Below are 13,057 nucleotides of genomic sequence, written 5' to 3'. Positions count from 1 at the left end.
GCAGATGGCGCAGGAAACACCGGCCGGCGACCTGCGACTGGCCGACCTGAGCAAGCGGTTCGGCGTCTTCACCGCCGTCGACGACCTCAGCCTCACCGTTCCGCAGGGCTCGTTCTTCGCCCTGCTCGGCGCGTCCGGCTGCGGCAAGACCACCACCCTGCGGATGATCGCCGGGCTGGAGACGCCGACCAGCGGGCAGGTGCTGCTCGGCGACCGGGACATCACCGGGCTGCGACCGTACAAGCGGCCGGTCAACACCGTGTTCCAGAGCTACGCCCTCTTCCCGCACCTCGACATCCACGAGAACGTGGCGTTCGGGCTGCGCCGCCGGGGCATCCGCAAGGTGCGCGACCAGGTCGAGCGGATGCTCGCGCTGGTGCAGCTCCAGGGGTACGGCCGACGCCGGCCGGCCCAGCTCTCCGGCGGCCAGCAGCAGCGCGTGGCGCTGGCCCGGGCGCTCATCAACCACCCGCAGGTGCTGCTGCTCGACGAGCCGCTCGGCGCGCTCGACCTGAAGCTGCGCCGGCAGATGCAGCTTGAGCTGAAGCGCATCCAGACCGAGGTCGGCATCACGTTCGTGCACGTCACCCACGACCAGGAGGAGGCCATGACCATGGCCGACACGGTTGCGGTGATGAACGCCGGCCGGATCGAGCAGCTCGGCGCGCCGGCCGACATCTACGAGTACCCGGCCACCGCGTTCGTGGCGAACTTCCTCGGTCAGTCCAACCTGCTCGCCGGTGAGGCCGGCGGCCACGCCGGGGACGACGTGCTGGTCACCGCGCACGGCGCGCGCTTCTCGGTGCCCGCCGGCCGGGCCCGGCTCGTCGACGGGCCGGCCTTCCTCGGCGTACGCCCGGAGAAGCTGCACCTGGTCGACGGCCCCGACGAGGTGCCCGCCGGCCACCAGCACGTCGGCGGCGTGGTCACCGACGCCTCCTACGTCGGGGTGAGCACCCAGTACCTGGTGCGCACCGCGTGGGGCAGCGAGCTGTCCGTGTTCGCGGCGAACAGCGGGCTGGGCGGTCGGCTCGCCACCGGCACGCCGGTGACCGCGCACTGGGACCCCCGGCACGCGTTCCTGCTGCCCCGGGCCGGTGGCGCGGCCGACCAGACCACGCCGCTGCTCGACGAGCCGCCGGTCGGGGCGTTGCCGTGACCGCACTGGCCCACGTACCCACCTCGGCCGGGTCACCCGCGCCGCCCCCGGCGCGGCGCGGCCGGAACCGGCTGCTGCCGTACCTGCTGTTGCTGCCCGGCGCGGCCTGGTTGCTGGTCTTCTTCGCGCTGCCGCTGCTGCAACTCGCCGCCGCCAGCCTCTACGACCCGGCCGGCTCGCTCTCCACCGGGTATGCGATGACCTGGGCGGTCGGCAACTACCCGGACGCCTTGCAGGCGTACTGGCCGCAGTTCCTGCGATCGTTCCTGTACTCGGCGATCGCGCTGGTGCTGGCGCTGCTGATGGGCTACCCGCTGGCGTACGCGATCGCGCAGAAGGCCGGCCGCTGGAAGAACCTGCTGCTGGTGGCCGTGGTCGCGCCCATGTTCACCAGCTTCCTGGTGCGCACGCTGGCCTGGAAGACCATCCTGTCGGACAACGGCGCGGTGGTCGGGCTGCTGCGCGACGTGCACCTGCTCGGGCCGGACGGCCGGCTGCTGGCCACCCCGATCGCGGTGGTGCTCGGCCTGACGTACAACTTCCTGCCGTTCCTGGTGCTGCCGCTGTACGCGAGCCTGGAGCGGCTCGATCCCCGGCTGCTGGAGGCGGCGAACGACCTGTACGCGAGCCCGCTGCGCGCGTTCACCCGGGTCACGTTGCCGCTGTCGATGCCCGGCCTGATCGCCGGCACGCTGCTGTTCTTCATCCCGGCCACCGGCGACTACATCAACGCCGAGCTGCTCGGCACGCCGAACGAATACATGATCGGCAACGTCATCGACTCGGCGTTCCTGGTCCGGCTCGACTATCCGCAGGGTGCGGCGCTGTCGTTTCTGCTGATGGCCGCGATCCTGGTGATCGTCTTCGCCTACCTGCGCCGGGCCGGCACGGAGGAGGTGCTGTGAGCGGGTTCAGGCGTTGGCTCGCCGACCGGTGGGTGATGGGCGTGGCCCTGCTCGTGCTCGGCTACCTCACGCTGCCGATCCTGGTGGTCGCCGGGCTCTCCTTCAACCGCCCGTCCAGCCGGGTCTCCTACGACTTCAACGAGTTCACGCTCGACAACTGGGCCCGTCCCTGCGCCACCGCCGACATGTGCGACGCGGTGGTGCGCAGCATGGAGATCGGTCTGATCGCCACCGTGGTCTCCACCGTGCTCGGCACGCTGATGGCGTTCGCGCTGGTCCGGCACGGCTTCCGTGGCCGGTCCGGGATCAACGGCCTGATCTTCCTGCCGATGGCCACGCCGGAACTGGTGATGGGCACCTCGCTGCTCGCGCTCTTCGTCGCCGCCGGGGTGCCGCAGGGCTTCTGGACCATCGTCATCGCGCACGTGATGTTCTGCGTGTCGTTCGTGGTGGTCACCGTGAAGGCTCGGCTCGCCGGCATGGACCGGCGGCTGGAGGAGGCCGCCATGGACCTGTACGCCAGCGAGTGGCAGACGTTCCGCCGGATCACGCTGCCGCTGGTGCTGCCCGGCATCGTCGCCGCCGCGTTGCTGGCGTTCTCCCTCAGCTTCGACGACTTCATCATCACCAACTTCAACGCCGGCACCACGGTCACGTTCCCGATGTACGTCTGGGGCGCCGCCCAGCGGGGTATCCCGCCGCAGGTCAACGTCATCGGCACGGCCATGTTCGGCATCGCGCTGCTGTTGGTCGGGGCCAGCTCGCTGCGCGGCCGGCGGGCCCGCAAGGCGGCGCTCGCGGTGATCGCCACCCCGGCGGGCCGGCCATGACGCTCCCGCATACCGGCCGGGCGTTGGCCGACGCCGCGCCCGTGCCGTACTGGCTGGACCGACCGGCACGCCCCGACCCGCTGCCGCCGCTCACCGGCCCGGCCACCGCCGACCTGCTGGTGATCGGCGGCGGATACGCCGGGCTGTGGACCGCCCTGCTGGCCAAGGAGGCCGATCCGGACCGGGACGTGCTGCTTGTCGACGCCGGTACCTGCGGCTGGGCGGCGTCCGGACGCAACGGCGGGTTCTGCGCCGCGTCGCTCACGCACGGGCTGGCCAACGGCGTCGAGCGGTTCCCCGACGAGATCGACGAGCTGGAACGGCTCGGCCGGGAGAACCTGGACGCGATCGGCGCGACGATCGACCGGCACGGCATCGACTGCGACTTCGAACGCACCGGCGAACTGGCGGTGGCCGTCGCGCCGTACCAGCTCGACGGGCTCGCCGCCGACGCCGAGCTGGGCCGCCGGCACGGCCGCGACGTGCGGCTGCTCGACCGCGACGAGGTACGCGCCGAGGTGGCCTCTCCGACGTACCTCGGGGGGATGTGGGACACCGACCGGACGGCGCTGCTCGACCCGGCGAAGCTCGCCTGGGGGCTGCGCCGGGCCGCGCTCGACCTCGGCGTCCGGATCCACGAGCACACCCGCGTCACCGGGCTGGCCGCCGACGGCCCGGCGCTGCGCGCCACCATGGCCGGCGGCGCGGACGCCGCGCCCGGCACCGTGCGCGCGTCCCGGGTGGCGCTGGCCACCAACGCGTTCCCGCCGCTGCTGCGCCGGCTGCGCGCCTGGACCGTGCCGGTCTACGACTACGCGCTGATGACTGAGCCGCTGACCGCCGCCCAGCGGGACGCGGTCGGCTGGCGCAACCGGCAGGGGCTGGCGGACACCGGCAACCAGTTCCACTACTACCGGCTCACCGCCGACAACCGCATCCTGTTCGGCGGCTACGACGCGGTCTACCACTACGGCAACCGGGTGGCCCCCGCGCTGGAGCGGCGCGAGGCCACGTTCCGCACGCTGGCCGCGCACTTCTTCACCACGTTCCCGCAACTGGACGGACTGCGGTTCAGCCACCGCTGGGGCGGCGTCATCGACACCTGCACCCGGTTCTGCGCCTTCTTCGGCACCGCCCACCAGGGGCGGCTGGCGTACGCGGCCGGGTACACCGGGCTCGGCGTCGGCGCGACCCGGTTCGGTGCGCAGGTCACACTCGACCTGCTCGCCGGCGCGGACACCCCGCTCACCCGACTCGACCTGGTCCGCCGCAAGCCGCTGCCGTTCCCGCCGGAGCCGATCCGGGCCGCCGGCATCAACCTCACCCGATGGTCGCTCGCCCACGCCGACGCGCGGGACGGGCGGCGCAACCTCTGGCTCCGTACTCTCGACCGCTTTGGACTGGGGTTCGACTCCTGATGCGTATCCTCCTCGTCGGCGCCGGTGGCGTCGGCTCCGCCGCCGTATCCATCGCCGCCCGCCGTTCCTTCTTCGAGACCATGGTGGTCGCCGACCACGACCCGGCGCGCGCCGCCCGGGCGGTCGCCGGCCACGGCGACCGGTTCGTGGCCGCCACCGTCGACGCCTCGGACGCCGACGCGGTCGCCGCGCTCTGCCGGGAACACCGGATCACCCACGTGTTCAACGCGGTCGACCCGCGCTTCGTCCTGCCGATCTTCGACGGGTCGTTCGCGGCCGGCGCCGACTACCTCGACATGGCCATGTCGCTGTCCCGACCGCACCCCGACCACCCCTACGCGGAGACCGGCGTCAAGCTCGGCGACGAGCAGTTCGCCGCCGCCGACCGCTGGGCCGCCGCCGGCCGGCTGGCGCTCTGCGGCATCGGCGTCGAACCGGGCCTGTCCGACGTGTTCGCCCGCTACGCCGCCGACGAGTTGTTCACCGAGATCGACGAGATCGGGGTACGCGACGGCGCGAACCTCACCGTCGCCGGCTACGACTTCGCGCCGTCGTTCTCCATCTGGACCACCATCGAGGAGTGCCTCAACCCGCCGGTGATCTGGGAGGCCGACCGCGGCTGGTTCACCACCGAGCCGTTCAGTGAGCCGGAGGTGTTCGACTTCCCGGCCGGCATCGGCCCGGTCGAGTGCGTCAACGTGGAGCACGAGGAGGTGCTGCTCATCCCGCGCTGGGTGAAGGCGAGGCGGGTCACCTTCAAGTACGGCCTCGGCGCGGAGTTCATCGAGGTGCTGCGCACGCTGCACAAGCTCGGACTGGACTCGACCGCCCCGGTGCGGGTGCGCGGCGTCGACGTGTCGCCGCGCGACGTGGTGGCCGCCGCGCTGCCCGACCCGGCCACGCTCGGCGACCGGATGAGCGGCAAGACCTGCGCCGGCACGTACGTCACCGGCACCGGCCCGGACGGCCGGCCGCGCCGGGTCTACCTCTACCACGTGGTCGACAACGAGTGGTCGATGGCCGAGTACGGGCACCAGGCGGTGGTCTGGCAGACCGCGGTCAACCCGGTCGTCGCGCTGGAGCTGCTGGCCACCGGCGCCTGGTCCGGCACGGGTGTGCTCGGGCCGGAGGCGCTACCGCCGACGCCCTTCCTCGACCTGCTCACCGACTACGGTTCTCCCTGGGGGATGGAGGAACGATGACCCGCTACGGCCCGATGTACGGCCCCGACGTCACGTTCCTCGGCGTGCCGCCGTGCACGGTCGAGGAACCGGTCACCTACGCCGACGCCGACGTGGTGGTCATCGGCGCGCCGTTCGACGGCGGCACCTCGCACCGGCCGGGTACCCGGTTCGGGCCGTCCGCCATCCGGCAGGCGTGTTACCTCCCGCACGACGGCTCCCGCCCGTCGCTGGCGCTGCGCGTGGACGCGCTCAAGGACCTGTGCGTCTACGACGCCGGGGACGTGGAGATGTTCGGCGGCGACATCGAACGCTCGCTGGCCGCGCTGGAGACCGCCGTGCACGCGGTCGCCGCCGCCGGGGCGATCCCGGTGGTGCTCGGCGGCGACCACTCCATCGCGTTGCCGGACGCCACCGGCGTAGCCCGGCACCACGGGCTCGGCCGGGTCTCGCTGGTGCACTTCGACGCGCACGCCGACACCGGCGACGTCGAGTTCGGCTCGCCGCACGGGCACGGCCAGCCGATGCGCCGGCTCATCGAGTCCGGCGCGGTACGCGGCGACCGGTTCCTCCAGATCGGCCTGCGCGGCTACTGGCCCGGCCCGGACACGTTGGCCTGGATGGCGGAGCAGCGGATGCGCTCGTACGAGATGACCGAGATCGTGGCGCGCGGCCTGGACACCTGCCTCACCGAGGCGTTCGGCATCGCCACCGACGAGTGCGAGGGCGTGTTCCTCTCCGTCGACGTGGACGTGGTCGACCCGGGCATGGCTCCCGGCACCGGGACCCCCGAGCCCGGCGGGTTCACCTCCCGCGAGCTGCTCGACGCGGTCCGCCGGGTCTGCTACGAACTGCCCGTGGTCGGCCTGGACGTGGTCGAGGTCGCCCCACCGTACGACCACGCCGACATCACCGCCTACCTCGGCAACCGCGTGGTCCTTGAGGCCCTGTCCGCGATAGCCCGCCGCCGCCGCGACGCCGAGACGGGCACGACCTGGAACCCCACCCAACCCCTCCTCGACTCCCGCTGAACGTGGCCCACCGGGTTTAGCCCGGGCTATAGTTGTGCCATGGTCGCTGACGGGAAGCGGTGGTCGGTCCGGGTCACCGGCGAGGTCCGGCACTGGCTGCGCGACCTGCGGCACGTCGACCCGGCGTCCTACGAGAGCGTGCGCGTGGCGGTGGACAAGCTGGCCGAGGTCGGGCCAGGGTTGGGGCGTCCCCTCGTGGACACGCTGCGCGGCAGCAGCCTGCGCAACCTCAAGGAGTTGCGGCCCCGCTCCGGTCGCGACGTGGCGATCCGGGTGCTGTTCGTCTTCGACCCGTGGTCCCAGGCCGTCCTCCTGGTCGCCGGCAACAAGGCGGGCGACTGGAGTCGCTGGTACCAGCGGAACATCCCGGCGGCGGAGATCGCCTACAAGACCTGGCTCGACAACGAACGTGAGCGAAGGGGGGAGTCGTGACGGAGTTCCACGACTGGGACGAGGTCCGCGCCGAACTCGGCGGCGACGACGAGGCGTACGCGCAGGAGCGCGCCCGGACCGAGGCCTGGGTGAGCGCCTTCCACCTGGCCGAGGAGCGCAAGCGGTTGGGGCTCACCCAGCGGCAGGTCGCCGAGCTCATGGGGGTCACGCCGGGCCGGGTGAGCCAGATCGAGAACGGTGACCTCGACGTCAACGAGGTGGCCACGCTGAGCCGGTACGCCAACGCCCTCGGCGCCCGACTGCGGATCATCTTCGACTACGGCGACGACCTTCGACAGATCGCCTGACCGGGGCCACCGGGGGTCAGGGGCGCGGGCAGTGGGGGAGCAGGCGTAGGCGCTCGGTGGTCTCGGTGAGGGAGTTGGGCTCGACGACCAGGCGGGCCGTGGCGGTGGCGGGGCCGGGGCGGAAGGTGCCCGCGTCGGCGGGGACGGTCGCCGTCCAGGTGCCGGCCGTACGCTCGTCGGTGCACGCGCCGATCACGCCGAACCCGAAGCCGGTGACGTCGGTGCCCCGCACCCGCTGAGCCAGGTGCACCTCGATGTAGGCCAGGCCGCGTTCGTCGCCGCAGTCGAACCGACCCCGCACCGTGCCGGTGTGCGCGTGGACGTCGGCAACGCCGAACCAGTTGACGGAGATCGCCGGGGCCGAGGCGGCCGGGCTCGGGGCGGCGAGCGCGGCGCCCGGTGCGAGTCCGAGGGCGGCAGCGGTGGCCAGCGTGGTGAGGCCGGCGGCGAGCAGGGACGATCGGACCTGGTGCATGCGCGGCTCCTGCCGGACGGTGGTGGCAAAGGACTCCAATGTGGACGGCACCAGCATCCCACCCCCGCGAAGCCCACAAGCTGCAAGATCTTGGACAGGAGGAAGGACGGGCCCCTGGTGACGCCTCCGGCACAGCGGGGCGCCCCGCTTGACCGGCGGTCCGGCTGAACGGTCCGGGGCCGGCATCCGTATCAGGCGTCGAGGACACCGACGACGGGAGACAACGTGAGGGTGCAGCGCAAGCACGTGCTGGCGGCGACCGTGGCGGTGGTCGCCTCGGTGGGCCTCTCGGTCGGCACCGGAATGGGATTCGCGGAGACCACGCCGGCCGGGCGGTCCGCCTGCGTCGGGTCGGTGACGTTCTCGGCGGAAGGCGGGGCGCCGGCCGCCACCAGCGACCGGTTCCCGGCGGGCACCCGGCTGCGGGTGACGAACCTGGACAACAACAGGAGCGCCACCGTGACCGTGGTCGGACCGTCTGGCAGTTGCGTGCTGCTCAACGCCGCGGCCATGGACCTGGTCCGCGAGCCGGGCAAGAACGTCATCCGCCGCAACGTGGTGGAACGCCTCGACGGCGCCGCGCCCGCCCCCGGCGGCGGGCAGCCGGTCGAGACGCGGCCCGGCAACGCGCAGCCGATCGGCGGCAGCGTCTGCGCCGGAGCGATCACGTTCTCCGCCGAGGCCGGCGCACCGGCCGCCACCAGCGGACAGTTCCCGGTCGGCACCCGGCTGCGGGTGACGAACCTGGACAACAACAGGAGTGCCACCGTGACCGTGGTCGGGCCGTCGGGCAGTTGCGTGCTGCTCAACGCCGCGGCCATGGACCTGGTTCGCGAGCCGGGCAAGAACGTCGTCCGCCGCAACACGGTGCAGTTGCTGCGCTGACCACGAGGGGATGCGCTGACCACGAGGGGATGCGCTGACCACGAGGGGATGCGCTGACCACGAGGGGAGTGGAACACCACGGGCGGGACCTGGGGGGATCAGGCCCGTGGTGCTCCACGATCAGGGGCGGCCGGGTCAGCCGAACGCGGCATCGAGAATGTCGAGGCCCCGGCCCAACTCGCCGTCGGCGATCACCAGCGGGGGCAGGAAACGCAGCACGTTGCCGTAGGTGCCGCAGGTCAGGGTGAGCAGCCCGGCCGCGTGGCAGGCCGCCGACAGCGCCGCCGTGGCCACCGGATCCGGGGTGGTCCCGCCCGGCTGCACGATCTCCACGGCGAGCATCGCGCCCCGGCCGCGTACCTCGGCGACCCGCGGGTCACGGGCGGCGATCGCGCGCAACCGCTCGCCCATCACCGCGCCGATCCGCCGGGCGGCGGCGGGCAGATCCAGCTCCCGCATCGTCTCCATCGCCGCGAGCGCGGCGGCGCAGGCGACCGGGTTGCCGCCGTACGTGCCGCCGAGGCCACCGACGTGCACCGCGTCCATCAGCTCCGCCCGCCCGGTCACCGCCGCCAGCGGCAGCCCGCCGGCCATGCCCTTGGCGAGCGTGACCAGGTCCGGCTCGACACCCTCGTGGTGGCAGGCGAACCAGTCACCGGTGCGGCAGAACCCGGTCTGGATCTCGTCGGCGACGAAGACCACCCCGGTCGCCGTCGCCCACTCGCGCAACGCCGGCAGAAACCCCTCGGCGGGTACGACGAAGCCGCCCTCGCCCTGGATCGGCTCGATCAGCAGCGCGGCCACGTTCTCCGCGCCCACCTGCTTCTCGATCATCTCGATCGACCGGGCCGCCGCGGTCGCCCCGTCGAGCCCGCCGTCGCGCAGCGGATACGACATCGGCACCCGGTAGACCTCCCCGGCGAACGGCCCGAACCGGTGCTTGTACGGCATGTTCTTCGCGGTCAACGCCATGGTCAGGTTGGTCCGGCCGTGGTACGCGTGGTCGAACACCACCACCGCCGGCCGCCCGGTCGCGTGGCGGGCGATCTTCACCGCGTTCTCCACCGCCTCGGCGCCGGAGTTGAACAGCGCCGACCGCTTCTCGAAGCCGCCCGGCGTCACCGCGTTGAGCTGCTCGCACACCGCCACGTACGACTCGTACGGCGCGACCATGAAACAGGTGTGGGTGAACCGCTCGACCTGGGCGCGGACCGCCTCGACCACCTTCGGGGCGGAGTTGCCCACGTTGGTGACCGCGATGCCGGCCGCGAAGTCGATCCACTCCCGCCCGTCCACGTCGGTGAGCGTCCCGCCGCCCGCCCGGTCCACGTACGCGTCGACGACGCTGCCCACGCCCCGGGCCACCGCCGACGCGCGGCGCTTGCGCAACTCTTCGCTGGATGCCACGGGTCAGCCCTCGATGTGGTGCATGACGTGCTTGATCCGGGTGTAGTCCTCCAGGCTGTAGACCGACAGGTCCTTGCCGTGACCGGAGTGCTTGAAGCCGCCGTGCGGCATCTCCGACACGAACGGGATGTGCGTGTTCACCCAGACGCAGCCGAAATCCAGCCGGCGGGTCATCCGCATGGCCCGGCCGTGGTCGCGGGTCCAGACCGAGGCGGACAGGCCGTACTCGACGCCGTTGGCCCAGCGCACCGCCTCGTCCTCGTCGGAGAACCGCTGCACGGTGATCACCGGGCCGAACACCTCGTCCTGGACGATCTCGTCGGCCTGCCGGACGCCGGAGACCACGGTCGGGGCGTAGAAGAAGCCCCGCTCGCCGACCCGGCTGCCGCCGGTGGTGACGTCCGCGTGATCCGGCAGGCGGTCCACGAAGCCGCTGACCCGGGCGAGCTGGTTGGCGTTGTTCAGCGGGCCGTAGAGCACGTCCGCGTCGTCCGGCCCGCCGGTGCGGGTGTTGCGGGCCTGCTCGGTGAGCGCGGCCACGAAGTCGTCGTGGATGCCCGGGCCGGTCAGCACCCGGGTCGCGGCGGTGCAGTCCTGGCCGGCGTTGAAGTAGCCGCCCACCGCGATCGCCTCGGCCGCCGCCGCCACGTCCGCGTCGTCGAAGATCACCACCGGGGCCTTGCCGCCCAGCTCCAGGTGGGTCCGCTTCAGGTCCGGCGCCGCCGCGGCGGCCACCTCCATGCCCGCCCGGGTCGAGCCGGTGATCGACACGAGCTGCGGGGTCGGGTGGGAAACCAGCGTACGGCCGGTGTCCCGGTCGCCACAGACCACGTTGAACACACCCGGCGGCAGGTGCTCGGCGGCGATCTCGGCCAGCAGCAGCGTCGACACCGGCGTGGTGTCCGACGGCTTCAGCACCACCGCGTTGCCGGCCGCGAGGGCCGGGGCGATCTTCCAGACCGCCATCATCAGCGGGTAGTTCCAGGGCGTCACCTGGGCACACACGCCGATCGGCTCGCGCCGCACGTACGACGTGTGGCCGGCCAGGTACTCACCCGCCGAACGCCCCTCCAGCAGGCGCGCCGCGCCGGCGAAGAACCGCAGCTCGTCCACGGCCGGGGGCAGCTCCTCCTCGGTGGTGAGCTGCCGGGGCTTGCCGGTGTTGCGCACCTCCGCGTCGACCAGGTCGGCGGCCCGGGCCTCCACCGCGTCGGCGAACTTCAGCATCGCCCGCTGCCGCTCCGCCGGGGTGGCGTCCCGCCAGCCCTCGAACGCGGTGGAGGCGGCCCGCATCGCCGCGTCCACGTCCGCCGGCCCGGACACGGGGGCGCGGGCGAACACCTCGCCGGTGCACGGGTCGACCAGATCGGCGTAGCCGCCGTCCACCGGGTCGACGTACTCGCCGTTGACGAAGTTGCGCAGCTGCTGCTGGTCGCTCATCTCAAGTCTCCGAGAGGGTGGCCGGAAGGAAGGTCAGCGGAGGTTCTCGCAATCTGACTGCCATCTTGGCTACTGAATTCGAGGCAGACAAGGGTTTGGGCAACTGTTTCCGCGCGAGCGTTCCTGGTCTACGCTGCCGGACGTGGAGCCGAGAGCCTTCTACGTCGCCGGCCGCCCCGCCCACGGCGAGGCGGAGCTGACCGTCACCCACCCGTACGACGGGCGAGCGGTGGGGCGTACCACGCTCGCCACGGCCGACCAGGTCGAAGCCGCCGTCGCGGGCGCCGCCCGGGTGGCCGCGGAGGCCGCGGCCCTGCCCGCGCACGCCCGCGCCGCCGCTCTGGATCATGTGTCCCGGCGGCTCGCCGAACGGGCCGACGAGGTCGCCGCGCTGATCACCGCCGAGAACGGCAAGCCGGTCAAGTGGGCGAAGGCCGAGGTCGGGCGCGCGATCTCGACGTTCCGCTGGGCCGCCGAGGAGGCCCGCCGCTTCTCCGGCGAGCTGCAACGCCTCGACACCGACCCGGCCGCCACCGGCCGGATCGCGCTGGTCCGGCGCGTGCCGCGCGGGCCGGTGCTCGGCATCACCCCGTTCAACTTCCCGCTCAACCTGGTCGCCCACAAGGTCGCCCCGGCGCTCGCCGTCGGCGCCCCGATCGTGGTCAAACCGGCGCCGGCCACCCCGCTCACCGCGCTGCTGCTCGGCGAACTCCTCGCCGAGACCGACCTGCCCGAGGGCATCTTCTCGGTGCTGCCGCTGCCCAACGAACGCGCCGCCGAACTGGTTGCCGACCCGCGCCTGCCGGTGGTCTCGTTCACCGGCTCCGGCCCGGTCGGCGCGGCCATCCGCCGCGCCGCCCCGGACAAGCACGTCACGCTGGAGTTGGGCGGCAACGCGGCGGCGGTGATCTGCGCCGACTGGTCGGCCGACGAGGATCTCGCGTTCGCCGCGCACCGCATCGCCACGTTCTCCAACTATCAGGCCGGGCAGTCGTGCATCGCGGTGCAGCGGGTCTACGTGCAGGAACGGCTCCACGACGGCTTCCTGCCCCGGCTCGTCGCCGCCGTCGAGGAACTGCGCACCGGCGACCCCCGCGCCGAGCTGACCGACGTCGGGCCGCTGGTGTCCGTCGAGGCGGCGCAGCGGGTGGAGGCGTGGGTGGACGAGGCGGTCGCCGCCGGGGCCACCATCGAGGTGGGCGGCCGGCGCGACGGCGCGACCTATCCGCCGACCGTGCTGAGCGGCGTGCCGGCCGACGCGAAGGTCTGCGCCGAGGAGGTGTTCGGGCCGGTGCTGGTGGTCGCCCCGGTCCCGGACGACCAGGCCGCGTTCGCCGCGGTCAACGACTCCGCGTACGGGTTGCAGGCCGGCGTCTTCACCCACCGGCTGGACGTGGCGTTCGCCGCCGCCCGGACACTGGAGGTCGGCGGCGTGATCGTCGGCGACGTGCCGTCGTACCGGGCGGACCAGATGCCGTACGGCGGGGTGAAAGGCTCGGGCGTCGGGCGGGAGGGGCTGCGCAGCGCGATGGACGACTACACCGAGCCGCGCGTCCTGGTGCTCACCGGGGTGGCGTTGTAGCTGG

At 72.8% G+C, this 13,057-nt stretch carries 13 protein-coding genes; 10 read left to right on the top strand and 3 right to left on the bottom strand.

Going from position 1 to position 13,057, the window contains the following annotated elements:
• Positions 1–4: 4 nt before the first annotated feature.
• Genes ACIA6B_RS25870 through ACIA6B_RS25835 form a run of 8 tightly spaced genes read left to right on the top strand, consistent with a single transcriptional unit; the run spans position 5 to position 7,264 of the window.
• Entirely contained in the window at positions 5–1,159 is a 1,155-nt protein-coding gene (locus ACIA6B_RS25870; RefSeq protein ID WP_396777132.1) for an ABC transporter ATP-binding protein, read from the top strand.
• On the top strand, positions 1,156–2,064 hold the full coding sequence (locus tag ACIA6B_RS25865; protein WP_396777130.1) for an ABC transporter permease: 909 nt from the start codon (positions 1,156–1,158) through the stop codon (positions 2,062–2,064). Before ACIA6B_RS25870 ends, ACIA6B_RS25865 begins: the two co-directional genes overlap by 4 nt.
• Positions 2,061–2,894, top strand: a complete 834-nt coding sequence (locus ACIA6B_RS25860; protein ID WP_396777128.1) for an ABC transporter permease — start codon at positions 2,061–2,063, stop codon at positions 2,892–2,894. The genes ACIA6B_RS25865 and ACIA6B_RS25860 overlap by 4 nt, the downstream gene beginning before the upstream one ends.
• A complete protein-coding gene (locus ACIA6B_RS25855) occupies positions 2,891–4,312 on the top strand; it encodes an NAD(P)/FAD-dependent oxidoreductase (protein ID WP_396777127.1) in 1,422 nt (473 codons plus the stop codon). The genes ACIA6B_RS25860 and ACIA6B_RS25855 overlap by 4 nt, the downstream gene beginning before the upstream one ends.
• A complete protein-coding gene (locus tag ACIA6B_RS25850; protein ID WP_396777125.1) occupies positions 4,312–5,514 on the top strand; it encodes a saccharopine dehydrogenase family protein in 1,203 nt (400 codons plus the stop codon). Before ACIA6B_RS25855 ends, ACIA6B_RS25850 begins: the two co-directional genes overlap by 1 nt.
• Positions 5,511–6,524 carry an agmatinase gene (speB, locus tag ACIA6B_RS25845; protein ID WP_396777124.1) on the top strand — a complete coding sequence of 338 codons (1,014 nt, stop codon included), beginning with the start codon at positions 5,511–5,513 and terminating at the stop codon, positions 6,522–6,524. The genes ACIA6B_RS25850 and speB overlap by 4 nt, the downstream gene beginning before the upstream one ends.
• Before the next feature lie 39 nt (positions 6,525–6,563).
• Positions 6,564–6,956 carry a type II toxin-antitoxin system RelE/ParE family toxin gene (locus ACIA6B_RS25840; RefSeq protein WP_396777122.1) on the top strand — a complete coding sequence of 131 codons (393 nt, stop codon included), beginning with the start codon at positions 6,564–6,566 and terminating at the stop codon, positions 6,954–6,956.
• Positions 6,953–7,264 carry a helix-turn-helix domain-containing protein gene (locus ACIA6B_RS25835; RefSeq protein WP_396777120.1) on the top strand — a complete coding sequence of 104 codons (312 nt, stop codon included), beginning with the start codon at positions 6,953–6,955 and terminating at the stop codon, positions 7,262–7,264. The genes ACIA6B_RS25840 and ACIA6B_RS25835 overlap by 4 nt, the downstream gene beginning before the upstream one ends.
• Positions 7,265–7,280: 16 nt before the next feature.
• Here the strand turns inward: ACIA6B_RS25835 and ACIA6B_RS25830 are convergent, their stop codons facing one another.
• Positions 7,281–7,739: a hypothetical protein gene (locus ACIA6B_RS25830; protein ID WP_396777118.1), complete on the bottom strand. Its 459-nt coding sequence runs from the start codon at positions 7,737–7,739 to the stop codon at positions 7,281–7,283.
• A 225-nt stretch (positions 7,740–7,964) separates the two neighbouring features.
• Between ACIA6B_RS25830 and ACIA6B_RS25825 the strand changes: the two genes are divergently transcribed.
• Positions 7,965–8,624, top strand: coding sequence for a hypothetical protein (locus tag ACIA6B_RS25825; protein WP_396777116.1), 660 nt, complete (start codon positions 7,965–7,967; stop codon positions 8,622–8,624).
• Between the two features lie 135 nt (positions 8,625–8,759).
• Here the strand turns inward: ACIA6B_RS25825 and gabT are convergent, their stop codons facing one another.
• Together gabT and ACIA6B_RS25815 are read right to left on the bottom strand one after the other, a co-directional pair.
• Positions 8,760–10,031, bottom strand: a complete 1,272-nt coding sequence (gene gabT / locus ACIA6B_RS25820; protein WP_396777114.1) for a 4-aminobutyrate--2-oxoglutarate transaminase — start codon at positions 10,029–10,031, stop codon at positions 8,760–8,762.
• Positions 10,032–10,034: 3 nt separating this feature from the next.
• Complete coding sequence (locus tag ACIA6B_RS25815) at positions 10,035–11,471, bottom strand: gamma-aminobutyraldehyde dehydrogenase (protein ID WP_396777112.1); 1,437 nt, start codon at positions 11,469–11,471, stop codon at positions 10,035–10,037.
• Positions 11,472–11,613: 142 nt separating this feature from the next.
• Here ACIA6B_RS25815 and ACIA6B_RS25810 point away from each other — a divergent pair, with 142 nt between their 5' ends.
• Positions 11,614–13,053 (top strand): aldehyde dehydrogenase family protein, encoded by a 1,440-nt coding sequence (locus tag ACIA6B_RS25810; RefSeq protein ID WP_396777111.1) that lies wholly within the window; start codon positions 11,614–11,616, stop codon positions 13,051–13,053.
• The last annotated feature ends 4 nt before the right edge of the window (positions 13,054–13,057 follow it).

The sequence above is a fragment of the Micromonospora sp. NPDC051141 genome (assembly GCF_044455765.1).
Classification (GTDB): Bacteria; Actinomycetota; Actinomycetes; order Mycobacteriales; family Micromonosporaceae; genus Micromonospora.
This window is presented reverse-complemented; position numbering and strand designations above follow the sequence as displayed.

What these genes read in the sequence shown, in the direction of transcription:
- ACIA6B_RS25840 (WP_396777122.1), top strand. Translation starts at nt 6,564, where the DNA reads ATGGTCGCTGACGGGAAGCGGTGGTCGGTCCGGGTCACCGGCGAGGTC.
- ACIA6B_RS25850 (WP_396777125.1), top strand. Translation starts at nt 4,312, where the DNA reads ATGCGTATCCTCCTCGTCGGCGCCGGTGGCGTCGGCTCCGCCGCCGTA.
- ACIA6B_RS25815 (WP_396777112.1), bottom strand. Translation starts at nt 11,471, where the DNA reads ATGAGCGACCAGCAGCAGCTGCGCAACTTCGTCAACGGCGAGTACGTC.
- ACIA6B_RS25855 (WP_396777127.1), top strand. Translation starts at nt 2,891, where the DNA reads ATGACGCTCCCGCATACCGGCCGGGCGTTGGCCGACGCCGCGCCCGTG.
- speB (WP_396777124.1), top strand. Translation starts at nt 5,511, where the DNA reads ATGACCCGCTACGGCCCGATGTACGGCCCCGACGTCACGTTCCTCGGC.
- ACIA6B_RS25870 (WP_396777132.1), top strand. Translation starts at nt 5, where the DNA reads ATGGCGCAGGAAACACCGGCCGGCGACCTGCGACTGGCCGACCTGAGC.
- ACIA6B_RS25830 (WP_396777118.1), bottom strand. Translation starts at nt 7,739, where the DNA reads ATGCACCAGGTCCGATCGTCCCTGCTCGCCGCCGGCCTCACCACGCTG.